Here is a 17,292-nt window from a genome sequence, read left to right as displayed (position 1 = left end):
GTCAGCTCCCGGTCCCGATGGCGCTCGCCTTCTCCTGGATCGCCTTGGCGGTCGCGGCCGGGTCCGCGTTCTGCTTGCACAGCTTCTCGGCCTCGAGGTCGAAGGCGGCCGCGATCTGCTCCCAGGTCGTGATCGCCGGCGGTGCCTTGGCGCTCTTGAGCTGCTGGCCGAACGCGGTCAGGAACGTGTCGCCGGACAGCGTCGGGTCGTTCCAGGCCGACTGCACCGCGGGCAGGTCCTTGACCGCCTGGTACCACTTGACCTGCACCTCGGGCCTGCTCAGCCACTGCACAAACTTCCAGCCGCCGTCACGGTTCTTGGCGTCCTTGAAGACCGCGAGATTGCTGCCGCCGATGAACGAGGTCGACGACTTCTTCGTCGGCAGCTGTGCGACCGCGTACTTGTCCTTGAAGCCGGCACCGCCCTGCTCCTCGACGATGCCCATGTGCCATGGGCCGGAGATGAAGGCGCCGATCTCACCCTTGACGAAGCCGGGCTCGAGCGAGCCCTCCGGCAGCGCGGTCGGGGACAGGCCCTCCTTGAAGAAGGACTGGTAGTAGGCGAGCGCCTCGGTCATCTCCGGAGTGTCGAAGCTCAACTTGGTTGCGCTGGCCACGTCGGCACCGTTGGACCAGGCGAACGGCAGGACCGACTGCCAGCTGCCGGTCTTGCCGGGCTGGAGGTTGAGGCCCCACTTGGCGCCGGCCTTCTCCTTCATGCCCTTGGCCATGGCCTTGAGGTCGTCCCACGACTTCGGGGCGTCCGGGAACCCGGCCTTGGTGGCCAGGTCCTTGCGGTAGTAGATCAGCCGGGTCTCGACGTACCACGGGACGCCGTACGAGGTGTCGTCGACGATCGTGGTGTCCCAGGCGCCGGGGAAGAAGTCGTCTTTCTTGATGAGGTCCGGCGGGGTCGGGTCGAGGGCACCGGTCTTGGCGAACTCGCCCTGCCAGGTGGTACCGATCATCGACACGTCCGGCGTCTGCTTCGCGGCGATGGCGCTCGCGATCTTCTGGTGCGCCGCGTCCCAGGGCACCGCTGTGACGGAGACCTTGGCGTCGGGGTTCTCGGTGGAGAACTCCTTCGCGAACTCGGCAAGCTTCTCGCCTTCGGTGCCCATCGCCCAGACGGTGATGTCCCCGCTCGCCTTTCCCGCGCCGACGGACTTCGCCTCGTCCTGGCCGCCGCCCGAGTCACGGCCACAACCCGCCAGCGCGACCGACGCGGCCAGGACGACCGCGGCCGCGGCGGTTAACCGCCTACTTCTCATCTCTTGCCTCCGGAGGTTGGTGGTTTCGATGGGTGAGCTACTTACCTGCCGGTACCTCTGGTCGGGGGCGCCGGACAGCCGCAACTGCGGCGCAGGACGAGTTCGGTGGGCAGCACGAGACTGCCCGCGGCAGCGTTGCCGGGCCGGTCGGCAGCACGCAGGATCAGCCGGGCCGCCTCGGCGCTGAGTTCGCGTACCGGTTGGCGGACGGTGGTTAGGGCGGGAGTGACGAGGGCGGCGGCCGGCATGTCGTCGAAGCCGGTGATGACCAGGTCCTGCGGCACCCGCAGGCCCCGGCCAAGCGCGCCGACCAGCACGCCGAGGGCGATCTCGTCGTTGGCGCAGACCACTCCGGCGGGCCTGGGTGTATCGCCGCACAGCAACTGGTCGGCGGCGAGCACCCCGTCGGCCTGCTGCATGCTGACCGCGACCGGCTCGGCCGGCGGATCGATGCCGAGGTCGTGGTGCGCGCCCCGGAAGGCGGCCCAGCGTTCGCTGACATCGGGCGAGCCCGCCGGGTTGCCGACGAAGACCAGATCGCGCAGATCGTGGTCGACGAGCAGGTGTCGGGTGAGCGCCAGCATGTTGCCGGCGTTGTCGGCGCGTACCGACGGGATGTCCCCGGGTCCCTCGCCGGCGACCACCACCACGGGGACCATCGTGGCGAGCCGCAGCAGCGCCTCGTCGGAGATGGTGCCGCCGATCACGGCGACGCCGTCCACCCGGTGGCCCATCTCCAACACCTGGTCGTCGGCGTCGGAGCGCAGGTGCGTGCAGAGGATATGCACGCTGGCCCGAGACGGCACCGCCTCGGACTCGAAGCCCTGGATCAGCTCGGTGAAGTAGGGGCCGGACAGGCCGGGGAAGACCAGGCCGAGGGCGCCGTGCCGGCCGGCGGCCAGGGCGCGGCCGAGGTGGTGGGGACGGTATCCGTGCTTCTCGATCGCTTCCAGCACCCGGCGACGCATCTCGTCGGAGACCTGGCCGGTGCCGTTGGAGACCCGGGAGACGGTGGCGACGGAGACGCCGGCGAGCTTGGCGATCTCGCGAACACTCATACGGCTGTTGCTCATCGCTCCCTCGATCCGTAACGTGCCTCACAGAAACCGGTTTCAGCCGAACCATAGGCAGCCGGGACGAACTTCACAAGCCTCCGGTCCATAATCTCCGGCGTAAGGAGCTCTGCCTCATATGCCAGAAGTGCGACTCTGCGATCGCCGGATCCTCGTGGACGGCCGGCCCGAGCTGCTGCTCGCCGGTGAGGTGCACTACTTCCGCCTCGGCCGGGCCGACTGGGCGCACCGGCTCGACCGCCTACTCGACTGCGGCGGCGACACTGTCGCCACCTACGTGCCATGGCTGTGGCACGAACTGCCGGATGGCTCGGTCGACCTGACCGGGCGTACCTGCGAGCAGCGCGACCTGGCCGGCTTCCTCGACCTTGCGCACCAGCGCGGGCTGCGGGCCGTGGTCCGCCCCGGCCCGTTCGTCATGGCCGAGCTGAAGAACGAGGGCATCCCCTACCGGGTGTACGACGAGCACCCGCACCTGCTGTCCACCACCTGGGACGGCGCGCCGATCAGCACCCGCAACGAATCACCTGATGCCCTGCTGCGTCACTCGGGCACGCCTCTGCATCGGTGACGAGGCACGCCGGTGTCACCAGGCCCGCAGGCGGCACCTGACCGATCGCCATCGTCAGCGTTTGCGGCTAAGAGGCAGGGCTCAGCATCGAGTTCAAAGTGGGCACCCTGCGCCGAGGTGGATCCGGACGAGAGCGACTCGGTGAGGATAAAGCCCTGCGAGCTGAACCTGAACCGCAACTCCGGCGTCGACACCGGCAGCCGCCGGCCGCTCCCAGGGACCCGCGCGGCACGGGCGATGTGGACCTGGGCGGCTCGGTGGGATCGGTAAACAGGTGCGCTCTATGACGCGGCCGAGGAGCTCCAGCCAGCGGTGTTCGTGACCGGGCTGCTTCCAGGATGTGCGTCGACCAGCCGATGAGCACGCCGGCGGCGACAGGAACCCGTAGCGGAACGGAGCATCCTGGAGATGAAGCAGGTCCTCGAAGCCGGACGGTAGGCGGCGAACGCTCGGCACACTCACATCGGCACCACCGTGCATGCCGCCCTTGAGGCGCCATGGGCAACGTCCGAATCAGGTGCAACCGGTCTGGCGGGTGCAGTTGGTGGTACTCGGGGCGATGCGCCGCAGCGATTTCCATGTTCGACAGCCCTCACGCGTCCTACCGGGAGGCTGGAACGCGCCGAGGCGCGGCCCGGTCCACACCGGGCCGCGCCTCGGTGGAGGGGCGGCGGATCGGGACGGTCAGCCGGCGCGGTACGCCCGGATGATCGCCTGCTCGATGCCGCTACCGCCGTCGGCGGTCGCCTTCACCCGCAGCGAGACCGCCTGCCCGCCCGTCACGGCCGGCAGCGCGGCGTGGTAGCCGTCCTGGTCCCGGTCGACCGTGGCCGGCTGCCAGGTGGCGCCGTCGTCGGTCGAGGTCCAGACCTGGAACGAGGTGACCCGCTGGGCCGGCGCCCCCTGGGCCTGCCGTACCGCGAACGTGGCCGGACCACTGGTGGGATGGTTCGCCGCGTCCAGCGGCAGGGCGTAGTCGACCGACAGGAGCGGCAGGGCGCTGCGCGCCGTGCCGGCCGGTCCGGCCGACCGGAAGGTCCACGCGGTGTTGACGTGGGTCGAGAACGGCAGAATCCGGCTGGTGTCGACGTCGAAGGTGAGCCGGTAGTCCGCCGCCTCCGCCGGCACGCTGAAGTCGGTCCGGGCGGCGTTGCGCTCGTCGACGAGCTGGCCGTCCCGGTAGAGCGCCAGCTTCCGCGTGATGCCGATCGCGCCGGCCTGCAGGCAGTCGGCCCGCTGGTGCTCGTCGACGAGCATGACCAGGTCGACGTGCAGGTTGCCGCTGGTCCGCCACGGCGCGCCGGCGCAGCTCAACCCCCAGTCGGCCGGGTCGTCGAACCAGTCGGAGCGCAGCGGCTGCCGCGCCCAGATCTTGGTCTGCCGGCTACCCGGGGCGTAGTCCCGAGGCGCCTCCTGCGCCGGGAGACCGCCGTAGGTCCCGGTGTCCTGCCAGAGGAACCCGGGCGAGACGTAGTCGGTACGCGTCGCCGGCAGGTCGTAGGTGGGGTTCTGGGTCAGGTAGTACCCGTCCAGGGTGAAGCCGAAGCGGCGCATCGAGGTCACCATCCCGTCCAGGTCCAGCTGGTTGAACCGCTGGTCGATCCGGGCGAGCCGGGCCTGCTCGGCGGCGGTGACCCGGTAGGTGGGGTCGGCCGGCACGCCCTCGGTGTACTCGTGAGCCAGGTCGTAGTGGTACGGCGCGGCCGTCCCCGCTGGCGAGTCCAGCCCCCAGCCGCCGTACATCCGCGCCGACCCGACGCCGGGCATAGCCACCGGGCCGGTCGCGACCGTGGCCGAGTCACCCCACGCCGCGATGCCCTGCCACCAGGACAGACCGTTCCCGGCCGTCTGCACGTACAGGAAATCGCTCGCGAGGGTCTGGGTGGGCTTCCCGGGCACGGTCGCGGTCATCGGCTTGGCCTGCGTCGGGTCGAGGACGACCGTCCGGGGGCCGTCGACGGCGAGGTCGCTGTCCCCGACGAACGCACCCGTCTGCGCGCCGGTCTGGTCGTCGTAGGTGCTGAACCCGGCGGTGACCTGGTAGCGGCCGGCCGGGACCCGCAGCGTGGCCGACTTGCCGGGGGTGAAGAACACGCCGCCGCCGTAGAGCAGCGGGTCGGCGAGGTTGGTCACCTCCACCCCGACGGCGCTGTACCCGCTCGCCGGGGCGCCCGGCACGGGACGGGTCTGGATCGTCAGGTCGTAGCTGCGCGGCTCCACGTAGAAGGCGACCGGCGTGGTCGCCACCAGCGGGTGATTAGGCCTGCGGGCGGTGACCGTGGCCAGGTAGTACCCGGGCGAGCCAGCCAGCGCCGCGCGGTCGAGCCGCAGCGTCGCCGTGGCGGGCACGCCGCGCTTGAGCGTCACCCGGGTGGTCGACAGCTTCGCGGCGCGGCGGGGTACGGCGGTCCCGTCGTGGTTGGCGACCGTGACGGCGAGATCGAGCGGGACGGCCGCCGGGGTCCGGTCGCCGGTCCAGCTCAGCCGCACCTCGTGGGTGCCGGACTGCGGGTAGCTGAAGGTGCCGACGTTGACCACCGGCTGGTCGCTCACCGGACCGGTGAGGGCCCGCGCCGCGTTGAGCCGGCCGGCGCCGACGGTGTACGGCTCGGCATCCGGCAGCGGGTCGGCGGCACCGACGAGCCCGGCCTTGAGCCGGTCCGCGGTCCAGTCGGGGTGCCGCTGGGCGAGCAGCGCGGCGGCCCCTGCGGCATGCGGGGTGGCCATGGAGGTGCCGGAGAGGGTGGTGTGGTACTCGTCGAACGGCGTGCCGAGCGACGTGCCGGCGGCCCGGCCGGCGACGATGTCGACACCCGGGGCGACCAGCTCCGGCTTCGCCGCCCAGGTGTTGATCAGCGGTCCCCGGCTGGAGAAGTCGGCCCGCTCGTCGTCCGCGTCGACCGCGCCGACGGTCAGCGCGCGCCCGGCCGAGCCGGGGGACGCGATCGCGCCGCCGCTGTTGCCGGCGGCGATGACGAACAGGGCCCCGGTCTGCTCGGTGAGGTTGTCGACGGCGACCGCCATCGGGTCGGTGCCGTCGTCCGGCATGGAGCCGCCCAGGCTCATGTTGATCACGTCGGCGCGGGCCGCGGCCCACTCCATGCCGGCGATGATGCCGGAGTCGGACCCGGAGCCGAAGTCGTCGAGGACCTTGCCGATGACCAGGCGCGCGTCGGGCGCGATGCCGCGACGCTGGCCGTGCGAGGCGGCCCCGGTGCCGGCGATGGTGGTTGCGACGTGGGTGCCGTGCCCGTTGTGGTCGACCGCGTCGCCGCCCGGGATGACGAAGTCGGCGCGGTCGACGACCTGACCGGCCAGGTCGGGGTGGCTGAAGTCGGCGCCGGTGTCGAGCACGGCCACCCGGGTGCCCGTGCCGGTGTAGCCGGCCTGCCAGGCCTGCGGCGCGGAGATCTGGCTGATGTTGTGGTCGAGTTGAGCGGGCTGCCCGCCGCCGTGGTTGCCGGCGGTGATCCCGGTCGCGTGCACCTTCCGGTCGAGCCAGACCTTGCGCGCACTGGTGAGCAGGGAGGTGGTCGCCGTCCTGGCGTTGGCCGCGGACTTCTTCGGCACGGCCCCGGCGACCGCGCCGATGCTCGACAGCGGTCGGACGCCGGCGAGCGCGGTCGTCCGCTGGTTCTCGGCGGGCTGCACGATCACCGGCAGCTCGGCGGTGCTCTCGTCGTCGTAGCCGTCGGCGATCAGCGTGGTCACGTCGAAGAGGTCCGGGTCGAGCACGGTACCGACCTGAGCCGCCACCTTCGCCGGGATGACCTTCATATGCCCGTCGGCACCGCAGCTGCGCCGGATCACCCCGGCCGGGTCGACGGGCTGCACGCGGACTCGGGGGCAGCCGGATCCGGTGGTCTCGACGGTCACCACGTCGCCGGTGAGCAGCGTGACGGTGTGCGTCTCACCGCTGCCGGCCGGGGCCGCGGCGGCAGGGTTCGGGGTGGTGAGGTCTGGGGTCGGGTTCGCCAGCGCCGGGGTTCCCGGCACCGCTTGCAGCGTCGCGACCACTGTGGTGGTCGCCAACAGCCACCGGATTCGTCTGGGCATCTCGCTCCCGTGTTGGGGGGCGGCCGCACCTGCCGCGGGCAGGATCAGCTCGGCCGTCCATTCTGGAAAGGATCGAAAAAAACCGGGCCCGAGCGGCTTGTAGCCGCTCGGGCCCGGCCTCGCTCGGTTACCGGGGCCGCACCTCGTAGGCGCGGTGGACGGTCTGCGTGACCTGGTTGCCGTCCTGGTCGGTCAGCGTGACCCGCAGCGCGACGTGGCCCGCCGCGGCCGGGCTGGGGACCATCACCTTGCCCAGCGTCCCGTCCGGCCCGCCGGTGACCGTCAGCGACTGCCAGGTGCCGCCCTCGTCGAAGGACGCCTCCACCCGGGTGGCATGGACGCCGCCGGCGGGCTGGCCGCTGACGCCGATCAGCACCTTGGTGGGCGCGTTGCCGGCGGCCCGGTTGTAGTCGTCGAGGCCGACGGCGGCCAGGCGGGGCACCATGAGCGGGTTGGCCACCCACTCGGTGGTGCCTGCCGCGGTGAACCGCCACTCGGCGTCGATCCGGCTGGACAGGGTGGCGAACGGCACCGACCGGGTGACGCTGGCCTGCAGGGTGTACGTGGCCTTCTCCACGGGCAGCCCGTAGGCGTAACCCCACTGGCCGGCCTGCCACTGCGCGACCTGCTCCCCCTCCCGCTTCAGCGTCAGGGTGCCGGACGCGGGGGTGTACGCGAAGTCGTGCGTCTCGGCGTCGACGAACCACGGGATGTCGGGGATCGACATGAAGCCGTCGCCGTTCAACCCGGTGGTGCTGTCCAGCGTCGGCCCGAGGATCGCGTTGTTCCAGGTCTCCCGGCCGGCGTCTGCCAGGCTGACGGTCCGGGCCGGTGCCGTGATCCAGTTGTCGCCGATGCGGATCTCGCTTTCGTACCGCCCCGGCGCCCGGTAGTCGATGACCGTCGACGGGAAGGTGACCGGCCCTTCGACGGTGAGCGTGGGAAGGCTGCTGTCGGTGCTCATGCCGACGGCGGCGGAGCCGCTGGAGGCGACGCCGGGGGCCTTGTAGTCCATGACGACCCGGGCGAGGTCCTCCCTGGCCACGGTGCGTACCGGATCGGTGGGGATGCCGGCGCGGGTGTCGGCGATGCGGTAGTGGTAGGGGCTCGGCGACTGCTCGCTCGATCCCTTCTTGTCGAAGACCGCCCGGGCGCCGTAGGTGACGGCCGGATCCTCGACCGGGAGCACGTAGCTCGCGCCCTGCACACCGAAGGAGCCGCCGTGCGCCATCCGGGTACCCGCGACGTCGAGGGTCAGGTCCACGGACGTGACGACATGCTCGGCCGAGCGGTCGGAGACCTCGAGCCGAACCTGCTTGCCGCGGCGGGCGTCGACCCGTACCGGCAGGACGGCCGTGTTGTCGGTGACCGTGACCGGCACGATGCCGTAGGTGAAGGCGATGTCCTCCGGTCCACCCGGATACACCGTGGTCAGCAGGTAGTGCCGGCCGGTGGGCAGCATTCCCCGGGCCGTGCCTCCGTTGACCGTCAAGTACGTCACCGCGCCGGTGTCGCCGTTCACCGCGGCCACACTGCCCTCGGCGGGTGCGCCGAGCCGGTTGACCAGCTCCACCGACACGTCGTACCGCGCGTCCTGGTGGTAGCTCAGCGCGGTCCGGGCCATCGGGGTGCCGTCGACGGTGGCGGTGAGGGCGCCGAGGTGGTACGCCTCCGCCTCGCCCTCGTTGCCGACAGTGAGTGTCACCGAGGCGCTGTCGCCGGCGGGCACCGTCAACCGCTGGGTGCTCAGCGTGACAAGCGCGGCCGGGATCGACGAGACGGCCAGGTCGAGGACGACCGGCTCGGTCCCGGCGTTGCGGTAGCTGACCGTGCGGGTGACGCCCTGCGTGGGGCGTGGCCAGGGCTGGTTGATGTTGAGAGCACCGGCGCTCGGCGTGACCTGAGCGGCGATCGCCCGCGCCACGTCGACGCGGCCGGCCCCGTACCGGGGTGATGGCATGCTCTCCCATTGGGGCTGGGAGGCGCTGCTCATGAGGCCGGACTTCAGCTGCTCCCCGGTCCAGTCCGGATGCTGCTGGGCCAGGATCGCCGCCGCGCCGGTGACGTGCGGGGCGGCCATCGACGTGCCGCTGGAGGTCCCGTAGCCTCCGCCGGGGACGGCCGCGACGATGCCCACCCCGGGCGCGCTGATCTCCGGCTTCAGCGCGTTGTCGATCACGCGCGGACCGCAGCTGGAGAAGTCGGCGATGAAGTCGGCGCTGCTGACGGCTGCCACGCTCAGCGCCGCGTCGGCGGTGCTGGGCGAGCCGACCGGGCGCGCGCCGTACCGGCAGCCGTTGTTGCCGGCCGCGATGACGAAGAGCGCTCCGGTCTGGGCCGACAGGTCGTTCACGGCAGCCTCGAGCGGGTCGATGCCGGGGGTGTCGAGCCCGCCGAGGCTCATGTTGATGACCTTCGCGTGCACCTCGTTGGCCGCCCACTGCATCCCGGCGAGGATCGCCGACCAGGGGCAGCCGTCCTCGGTGCACACCTTGCCCTCGGCCAGCTTCGCGCCGGGCGCCACACCCTTGCGCAGCCCGTCCGAGGCCGCTCCGCTGCCCGCGATGGTCGAGGACACATGGGTGCCGTGCCCGACGTGGTCGTCCACCGTGCCCTCGCCGACGAAGTCGGCGGACGCGACGACCACGTCCTTCAGATCCGGGTGGTCGAGGTCGTAGCCGGTGTCCAGAACGGCGACGGTGACACCGGTCCCGGTGAGCCCGGCCTGCCAGGCGGTCGGCGCGCCGATCTGGGGCACGCTGCGCTCCAGTGAGACCTTCATCCTGCGGTCTAGCCAGAGCTTGCCAAGGCCAGCATGCAGACTCTGAGCGGCCCTCTCCCCACCGGTGACCGCACGCCACATGCGTCCGGTGTCGTCCGTGGGGACGCGCATCGCGTTCAGCCCGAGCCGGGGCAGGGCGAGAGTGGTCCGGGCGTTGTCGGCGAGCACGCCCCGCACCCGGTCGGCGGGCCCGGACGTGGTCGCCTTCGCGTACTGGGCGATCAGCGGCAGCTCGCCACCGCCGTCGGGCGCGCTGTCGATCAGCGCGCCCAGGTCGAACAGCTGGGGGTCCAGCCGGTCAGCGGAGAGCAGCTTCAGCGCGTCGGAGGGGATGACGGAGACGCTCCCGTCGCCGGACGATCGGGTCAGGAACGTCACGTCCTCGCGGCCGGGGCCAGGGGTGATGCTGTACGAGGTGATGCCCTTTGGTCCGCGAGTGACGGACACCGTGTCGCCCGTGACGAGTGTGATCGTGTGATGTTCGGGGCTTTGGTGCGTCGGGCCGGGCGCGGTGGCTGGTTGCGGCGAGGCTAGCGCCGGCGGCAGGGGCAGGGCCGCGAGCCCCACCGCGAGGACGCCGGACACCACCGCCAGGGCAGCACGCCGTTGTGGCCGGGAAAGTCGCACAGACATGGGCTCACTTCTTCACTCGGCCGCCCTTGAGCCTGCGGCGACCCCACTACAGGGCCCTCCTCCCGACCGCGGTCTCCCGGATGATCGTGGAAGCGAGCTTGGCCGAGTGTCACAGTCGGCACCACCTGGGGCCAGATCACTCCGTGGCACACATGAGACATGGCAAAAGTGCGTCACCACCGTCCACTCCGGCCGCGGTCGTGGCTCACCGGCCTGCCGTCGTCGTCGTCGACGGCACCGTGATCAACCCGTGATCCGGGCATCTACTCCCACGCCTGGGAAAGACGCTCGAAGGTCGCCGGATCGCTGTGACACGGGATGACGCACACGAGGTGACCGCCCGGAGCCCGCAAGGTTACGCACTTGAGGCACTTGAGCTGATCGACCGAGGCGCCGGGCCGCCCGCCCGGTCAGGCACCGTGTCGTTGCTGGCGCCACACGGCTACAACGTGGCGAGGGTCTGTTGCGTTGCCCGTGTCGAGCGATCGAGGCAGGCTTGACGTGTAAAGCGGTCGAGTCCTCGTCGTCCCTGGTCGCCGCCGAAGTCGGCGATCACCGGGTTCCGGTTCCCCGCAGAGGTGATTGTCGTCGCGGTCCGCTGGTACCTGCGCTACAACCTCTCCTACCGGGCGTGGAGGAACTCCTGGTTGGGCGCGGTGTCGAGGTTGACCACGTCACCGTCTTCCGATGGGTGCAACGGTTCACCCCGCTGCTGGCCGACGCCGCCCGGTTCGCTCGCCGCTCGCCGGGTGATCGGTGGTTCGTCGACGAGACGTATGTGAAGGTCAACGGGGTGTGGCGGTACGTCTACCGGGCGATCGACCAATACGGGCAGGTCATCGACGTGCTCGTCTCGGCCCGCCGTGATGCCGCCGCGGCCCGGCGGTTCTTCCAGCGGGCGCTGCGGATGCTGAAGGTGACGCCTACCGAGGTCGTTACCGACGCCGCCCCGGTCTACCCCGCCGTGCTCGACGACCTATTCCCCTCGGCGTGGCACCACGTCGAGCAGCACGCCAACAATCCGATCGAGGCCGACCACAGTCAGCTCAAGCACCGGTTACGACCGATGCGCGGGCTCCGGACCGACCAGACCGCACAAGTGATCATCGCCGGACACGCATTCATCCAGAACCTCCGCCGCGGACACTACGAACTCGGGCTCGACAGTCAGCCCAAGTTCCGAGTCGCTTCGGCGTTCAGCGAACTCGCCCGGGCCATCTGACCGGGACCGACCCGGGCGTGACGCGTCTCTCGATCAGATAATGCAACGGCACCGCACGCGCCGATCCTAGGGCGCTACGAACCAGCCGTCCGACCTCCAAAGCGGTTACCCTGACCCGAAGATCGTCTAGCCGGACGTGTCACCCACGTCCCGAGACTGATCAGTCACGCAGGTCCTGAGACCCGACAGGCCAACCCAAGGCCTGTCCTGCGCCGGTTGATGGTTGACACGGCGGCCTCGGTTGACGTTGGACACCTGGTCGGCCCGGCCCTCTTTTCGTCTGTAGCCCAGGCGGGAGGAGCACCGGGTGGGACTCACGCAGGGCCAGCTCGGGCTCGATCGAAGGAGCTTAACCCGCGCTCAGGAAGTTCTCCTATACGAAAGGATCTTGTCGGCGTACGGTCTCGTCCGGTCCTCCGATCGATGCCCTTGCCCGGTGACAACCACTTCGGCCAGTGGCATCCGGAGGCGGCGCCGTCCCCTCAGGCGGCGACTGGAGCAGTAGACGAGGCAAGGACGACACAAGTGAAGTTCCCCCGTCCCCGTGGAGCCCGGCTCGCCGCCGTGGTCTCCGCGGTTCTGGCGGCGACCGGAGGCTCACCAGCCATGGCCGCCGCTTCCGACCCGGCGGCTCAGCCCGGCCGGACAGCCGCGGCCCCCGCCGCACCGACGAGCGACCTGCCCACCCCACCCGGAACCCGGTCGGTCACGCTGATCACCGGCGACGTGATCACCACCCGGCGCGACGCGAACGGCGGCACCGTCGACGCCCGCCGCCCGGACGGCGCTCCGACCCAGGTACGGGTGGTGGAGGCCGGCAACGACCTGTACGTCTACCCGCAGTCCGTGCTCCCCTACCTGGCCGCCGGCACGCTGGACAAGCGACTGTTCAATGTCACCGGACTGATCGCCGACGGGTACGACGACGCACACGTGGACCACCTGCCGCTGATCGTCTCGTATGCCGACGCGGCGGCGGGGCTGCGGAGCGCCGCCGTACCGACCGGGGCGACCCGCACCCGCACCTTGAGCAGCATCAAGGGCGCCGCGCTGAACGAAGACCGCGTCCAGGCCGACAAGTTTTGGGCCGCTGTCACCGCCACGGCGAAGTCGACCGTGGGGGCCTCCGGCGGCACCGGACGCTTCGGCGGCGGGATCGCTAAGATCTGGCTCGACGGGCGGGTACACGCCGACCTCGCCGACACCACCGCGCAGATCGGCGCCCCCGAGGTGTGGGCCGGCGGCGACACCGGCGCGGGCGTACGCGTCGGCGTGCTGGACACGGGCATCGACTCCGGTCACCCCGACCTGGCCGACCGGATCGCCGAGTCGGCCGTGTTCGTACCCGGTGCGGACCTCGCCGACCGGATCGGCCACGGAACCCACGTCGCGTCCACCATCGCCGGCACCGGCGCCGCCTCCGATGGGCGGGAGAAGGGCGTCGCCCCGGACGCCCGGCTCGCCATCGGCAAGGTGCTCAGCGACGACGGGTACGGGCTGGACTCCTGGATCCTCGCCGGCATGGAGTGGGCGGCCCGGGACGCCGACGCCACGGTCATCAACATGAGCCTGGGCTCGAGCCAGCCGACCGACGGAACCGACCCGATCAGCCAGGCGGTCAACACGCTCAGCGCGGAGACCGGCGCCCTGTTCGTCGTCTCCGCCGGCAACCTCGGCGCGCCGGGCACCGTGACCGCCCCGGGCGCCGCGGACGCCGCGCTGACCGTCGGTGCGGTCGACTCCGGCGACCAGCTCGCCTACTTCTCCAGCCAGGGGCCACGGATCAGCGACGAGGCGATCAAGCCGGAGCTGACCGCTCCGGGCGTCGGCGTGCTGGCGGCCCGCTCGCAGTACGCGCCCGGTGAGGGCGCATACGAGAAGCATGACGGCACCTCGATGGCCGCGCCGCACGTGGCCGGCGCCGCCGCTCTGCTCGCTGCGAAGCACCCGGACTGGACCGGCCAGCAGCTCAAGGACGCCCTGGTCAGCACGACCAGGGCCACCCCGCAGTACGACGCGTACCAGGCCGGCACCGGCCGGGTCGACGTCGCCGCGGCGGTACGCGCCCCGATCGTCGCCACCGGCACCGTTTACACTGCCGTGCGCCACGAGCCCGCGGAGGCGGCCGCCACCACGCACCCGGTGACGTACACCAACACGACCGGGCAGCCGATCACGTTGGACGTGGCGGTGGACGCCGCGTCCGCGCCGGCCGGGCTGTTCGGTCTGTCCGCGGCGCGGCTGACCGTACCCGCGCACGGCACCGCCGCCGTCACCCTGACCACGGACACCTCCCGGGCCAGCGCCGGCAGCCGGTACACCGGGCAGGTCGTCGCGACCGGCCCGGACCGGGTCGTGCTGACCCGCACCGCGATCGGCGTGGGCACGTTCACCCCGTACCACCAGCTCCGGATGGAACTGACCGACCGCGCCGGTCGGCCGGCCGCTGGCACGATCGAGCTGGGTCAGCCGGGCAGCTACGAGCCGGCCTTCGTCAACACCGACCCCGACGGCACGCTGCAGCTGAACCTGCCCGAAGGCGTCTACTCGGCGATGAGCTTCCTCAACGTCACCGGCAGCCACGGGCCGAACTCGCTGGGCCTGGCCCTGCTGGGCGACCCGGACATCGACCTGCGCGCCGACACCACCGTGCGGCTGGACGGCACGGCGGCCCGGCAGGTCCAGTCGCTGGTGCCGCAGCCGACCTCCGACACGTTCGCCCGGCTGGACTACTACCGGTCCGAGGGTGACGGCCGGTGGCGCTCGTTCATCGAGGGCGCCGTCTTCTACGACAGCCTCTGGGCGCAGCCGACCAGCCACGACGTCACGCACGGCGACTTCTACGTCGGTGCCCGCTGGCGGCGGGAACAGCCGGTGCTCAGCGTCGGCACCACGACCGTCGACTTCGACGACGTGGTCCGCCAGGAGGGCACCACCCAGCTGCCGAAGGGCCGGTGGACGCTGCCGGCCGTGTACGCCGGCAACGGTGCGGCGGGCGACTACGCCACGCTCGACGCCCGCGGCAAGGTGGTCGTGGTCCGGCACAATGGGGAGGTCGGCGACTCCGAGCAGGCCGCCGCGGCGACCGCCGCCGGAGCGAAGCTGATGCTGGTGGTGAACGACCGTCCATGGCGCCAGGTACGCAACTACGGGGTCGACTTCTTCACCCCCACCCCGATCGAGGTGGCGCTGCTCAGCATGGACGAGGGCGAGGCGCTTATCCAGCGGATCCAGCGCGGGTCGACGACGCTCGAGGTGGCGTCGCAGCCGGTCGCCGACTACGTGTACGACCTGGCCCAGGGCTACCACAACCGGATCCCGCGTGAGCTGACCCGGACCGAGAGCAGGAAAACGCTGGCCCGGATCGACGTGGGCTTTGGCGCCCCGACCCCGCAGACCCGGGGTGGCGAGTTCCGCTTCGACTGGCCGTCGTACTCGGACTGGGGCATCGGCCGGACCAGCAACCGGCCGCTCGCGCCGGTCCGCACCGACTGGGTGTCCACCGGCGGCCTGTACCAGTGGGGTCAGGAGGCGTACCTGGAATCCGGCACGTACCAGATCGACACGCGGACCAACTACCGGGCCGGCAGCAGCGGCGCGGAGCAGTTCTTCGAGCCGATCGAGCGGCCCCACCTGAACAACAACTTCAAGCTGCCTACCCGGTCGGGTGACAGCCTGAACCTGGACGTGCCCGGTTGGGGCGGCGACGACCACGTCGGCATGGCGCTGAACGGGGCCACGCAGACCAACGAGCTCTACCAGGGGGACACGCTGCTCGGCCAGGGCAGCAGCACGTGGATCAGCGGCACCGCGCCGGGCGCGGGTGACCTGCCGTACCGGCTGGTCGTCAAGACCTCGCAGGAGCCGGCCGCCGGTCGGTACTCCACCAGCACCCAGACGCAGTGGCGGTTCCGGTCGGCGGCGCCGGCCGCGGGAGTGGAGTCGAGCGTGCTGCCGCTGCTCCAGCTCGACTACGCCGTCGACACCGACGCCGCCGGCACCGCGAAGGGCCGGAGCGACCTGACCGTCACCGCCGGGCACCTGCCCGGCGCCGTCGGCGGCGGGATCGGGCCGATCACGCTGGAGGTGTCGTACGACGACGGCCGGCACTGGCAGAAGCAGACGCTCGACGGTGCACCGGGTGGCGCCTGGACCGCGCACCTGCAGGCACCGAAGGGCGCGGCCTACGCGTCGCTGCGCGCCAGCGCCACAGACCGCTCGGGCAACTCGGTCGACCAGACCGTGATCCGCGCCTTCAGCGTGCGCTAACCGCTCCGCTCCCCTCCGCCGAGTCGATCTAGGGCAGATCGTGGTGATCAGAGATCATCCAGCAACGATCTGCCCTAGATCGGCACGCGAACCGGCGGTGGTCAGCCGGCCGGCGTCCGGCAGAGGCGGATCCACCGGTAGCCGTGGCCGGCCAGCGCGAGCCGGTCCAGTTTGCCCACCTCGTCGTAGCCCCGGTCGGTGAGCACGTCGATCGGCAGATCGGCCTCCGGCTCCAGCGTGCTGAGGTCCACCTCGACGTCCTCGCTGCCGAGGTTGTGCAGGAAGACCATCGTGCCGGTGGGTCCGTCGGCCCGGTGGGCGAGCACCCCGGGCGGCATCGGCACGTCGATGTGGGTCGTCGAGCCGGAGCCGATCTCCGGCGCCTCCCGCAGGGTACGGATCATCCGCTCGAACCAGCCCAGCAGCGCCTGAATTCTTGTGATCGAGCCGCCGCCGCCCGTGGATCTTGCGGCGCTCGGCCATGCGGTCGCGAAAGCCAGACAGGCGGCCAATCTCACCCTCGAGGGCCTCGCCGAGCGCAGCGGCGTCTCGCGGCGGATGCTGGTTGAGGTTGAGGGAGGCCGCATCAACTGCACCATGGGCGTCCTGCATGGCATCGCGCATGCCGTCGGCGTGCCATTGGGCGACCTAGCCCAAACGGCCTGCACAGACAGCCGCGCCGACTAGTTGGAACCGCCTCAGACCGAGGACGACGCTGACGCCCGCAATGAGACGCTGGCCGGACGCTAGACGCGCCGAAGCACGCAGACAACCTTGCCCAAGATGACCGCGTGTTCGGCGGAGATCACCTCGTAGAGCGGATTTCGCGGGACGAGCTCGATCCGACCATGGCGGGACCGGTAGACCTTGACCGTCGCCTCGCCCTCGATCGTCGCTGCGACGATGTCGCCGTTCTCGGCGACCGCCTGCTGGCGCACGTCGCACGACCTCATGGGAACAGCCGACCTGCCGCCCGATCTCCCACAACGACAGGCCCCGGGCGCTGAGCCGCCGCGCCAACTGCCGTTGCTCCACCGTCAGGTGAGTCGCCATCCACAACTCCCTCGATCGAATCGACCTATTCTCATCGACCCGCCAAGTTCGTTGCGCTGACCGGTTGAACCCGCCCATCCGCGTCACCTGATGCTTGACAGTGGCCGTGATCGGCCGTTGGTTACGACGGTAGCCAAGACGACCGTCAAATGTTGAAACGGAACTTAGAGCGCTGTCGCGCCACCAGCGCGAGCGGTGCTCGACGCCAGCTCACACCGTGTCTCGGGCTGCCTCCGTTCGGCGCTTGTCGACGACGCCTCGCGGTGTCTTGTCCCCCTGTGAGCCCACTGCCGGGCGCCGGCGTTGCTGCGTTTCGCCGCGCTGCAATGCCCACAGCACCCTGTGACTTGCTTCGGCGGCCGC

Annotated in this window: 7 protein-coding genes and 4 pseudogenes; 4 read left to right on the top strand and 7 right to left on the bottom strand. The window is 71.1% G+C overall.

The window, feature by feature from the left end:
• Nucleotide 1: 1 nt before the first annotated feature.
• A complete protein-coding gene (locus NFX44_RS28815; RefSeq protein WP_262286750.1) occupies nt 2-1,270 on the bottom strand; it encodes a sugar ABC transporter substrate-binding protein in 1,269 nt (422 codons plus the stop codon).
• A gap of 41 nt (nt 1,271-1,311) precedes the next feature.
• Nucleotides 1,312-2,343: a LacI family DNA-binding transcriptional regulator gene (locus tag NFX44_RS28810; protein ID WP_262286749.1), complete on the bottom strand. Its 1,032-nt coding sequence runs from the start codon at nt 2,341-2,343 to the stop codon at nt 1,312-1,314.
• Nucleotides 2,344-2,461: 118 nt separating this feature from the next.
• Between NFX44_RS28810 and NFX44_RS28805 the strand changes: the two genes are divergently transcribed.
• Entirely contained in the window at nt 2,462-2,914 is a 453-nt protein-coding gene (locus NFX44_RS28805; RefSeq protein WP_262286748.1) for a beta-galactosidase, read from the top strand.
• A 684-nt stretch (nt 2,915-3,598) separates the two neighbouring features.
• Here NFX44_RS28805 and NFX44_RS28800 read toward each other — a convergent pair.
• Both NFX44_RS28800 and NFX44_RS28795 read right to left on the bottom strand, forming a co-directional pair.
• Nucleotides 3,599-6,970: a S8 family serine peptidase gene (locus tag NFX44_RS28800; RefSeq protein WP_262286747.1), complete on the bottom strand. Its 3,372-nt coding sequence runs from the start codon at nt 6,968-6,970 to the stop codon at nt 3,599-3,601.
• A gap of 127 nt (nt 6,971-7,097) precedes the next feature.
• On the bottom strand, nt 7,098-10,199 hold the full coding sequence (locus NFX44_RS28795) for a S8 family serine peptidase (RefSeq protein ID WP_262286746.1): 3,102 nt from the start codon (nt 10,197-10,199) through the stop codon (nt 7,098-7,100).
• Between the two features lie 737 nt (nt 10,200-10,936).
• Here NFX44_RS28795 and NFX44_RS28790 point away from each other — a divergent pair.
• A pseudogene (locus tag NFX44_RS28790) lies at nt 10,937-11,607 on the top strand (IS6 family transposase).
• A 606-nt stretch (nt 11,608-12,213) separates the two neighbouring features.
• Complete coding sequence (locus tag NFX44_RS28785; RefSeq protein WP_262286745.1) at nt 12,214-15,876, top strand: S8 family serine peptidase; 3,663 nt, start codon at nt 12,214-12,216, stop codon at nt 15,874-15,876.
• A 101-nt stretch (nt 15,877-15,977) separates the two neighbouring features.
• On the opposite strand, the pseudogene NFX44_RS28780 reads toward NFX44_RS28785, so the two are convergent.
• A pseudogene (locus tag NFX44_RS28780) lies at nt 15,978-16,307 on the bottom strand (trehalose synthase); the annotation flags it as partial.
• A 7-nt stretch (nt 16,308-16,314) separates the two neighbouring features.
• Here NFX44_RS28780 and NFX44_RS28775 point away from each other — a divergent pair.
• Nucleotides 16,315-16,563, top strand: a complete 249-nt coding sequence (locus NFX44_RS28775) for a helix-turn-helix domain-containing protein (protein WP_262286744.1) — start codon at nt 16,315-16,317, stop codon at nt 16,561-16,563.
• A 59-nt stretch (nt 16,564-16,622) separates the two neighbouring features.
• Here the strand turns inward: NFX44_RS28775 and NFX44_RS28770 are convergent.
• Together NFX44_RS28770 and NFX44_RS33395 are read right to left on the bottom strand one after the other, a co-directional pair.
• Nucleotides 16,623-16,814, bottom strand: a pseudogene (locus NFX44_RS28770) (LexA family protein); the annotation flags it as partial.
• Between the two features lie 49 nt (nt 16,815-16,863).
• Nucleotides 16,864-16,929 (bottom strand): annotated as a pseudogene (locus tag NFX44_RS33395) (hypothetical protein); the annotation flags it as partial.
• Between the last annotated feature and the right edge of the window lie 363 nt (nt 16,930-17,292).

The organism is Micromonospora sp. MA102 (genome assembly GCF_025460765.1).
GTDB classification, from domain to species: domain Bacteria; phylum Actinomycetota; class Actinomycetes; order Mycobacteriales; family Micromonosporaceae; genus Micromonospora; species Micromonospora halotolerans.
The sequence above is the reverse complement of the archived record's forward strand: the minus strand, read 5'-3'. Positions and strand labels throughout refer to the sequence as shown.

Bases quoted from the DNA above. Each gene is read 5' to 3' on its own strand.
- NFX44_RS28805 (WP_262286748.1), top strand. From the start codon at position 2,462: ATGCCAGAAGTGCGACTCTGCGATCGCCGGATCCTCGTGGACGGCCGG.
- NFX44_RS28810 (WP_262286749.1), bottom strand. From the start codon at position 2,343: ATGAGCAACAGCCGTATGAGTGTTCGCGAGATCGCCAAGCTCGCCGGC.
- NFX44_RS28815 (WP_262286750.1), bottom strand. From the start codon at position 1,270: ATGAGAAGTAGGCGGTTAACCGCCGCGGCCGCGGTCGTCCTGGCCGCG.
- NFX44_RS28785 (WP_262286745.1), top strand. From the start codon at position 12,214: ATGGCCGCCGCTTCCGACCCGGCGGCTCAGCCCGGCCGGACAGCCGCG.
- NFX44_RS28800 (WP_262286747.1), bottom strand. From the start codon at position 6,970: ATGCCCAGACGAATCCGGTGGCTGTTGGCGACCACCACAGTGGTCGCG.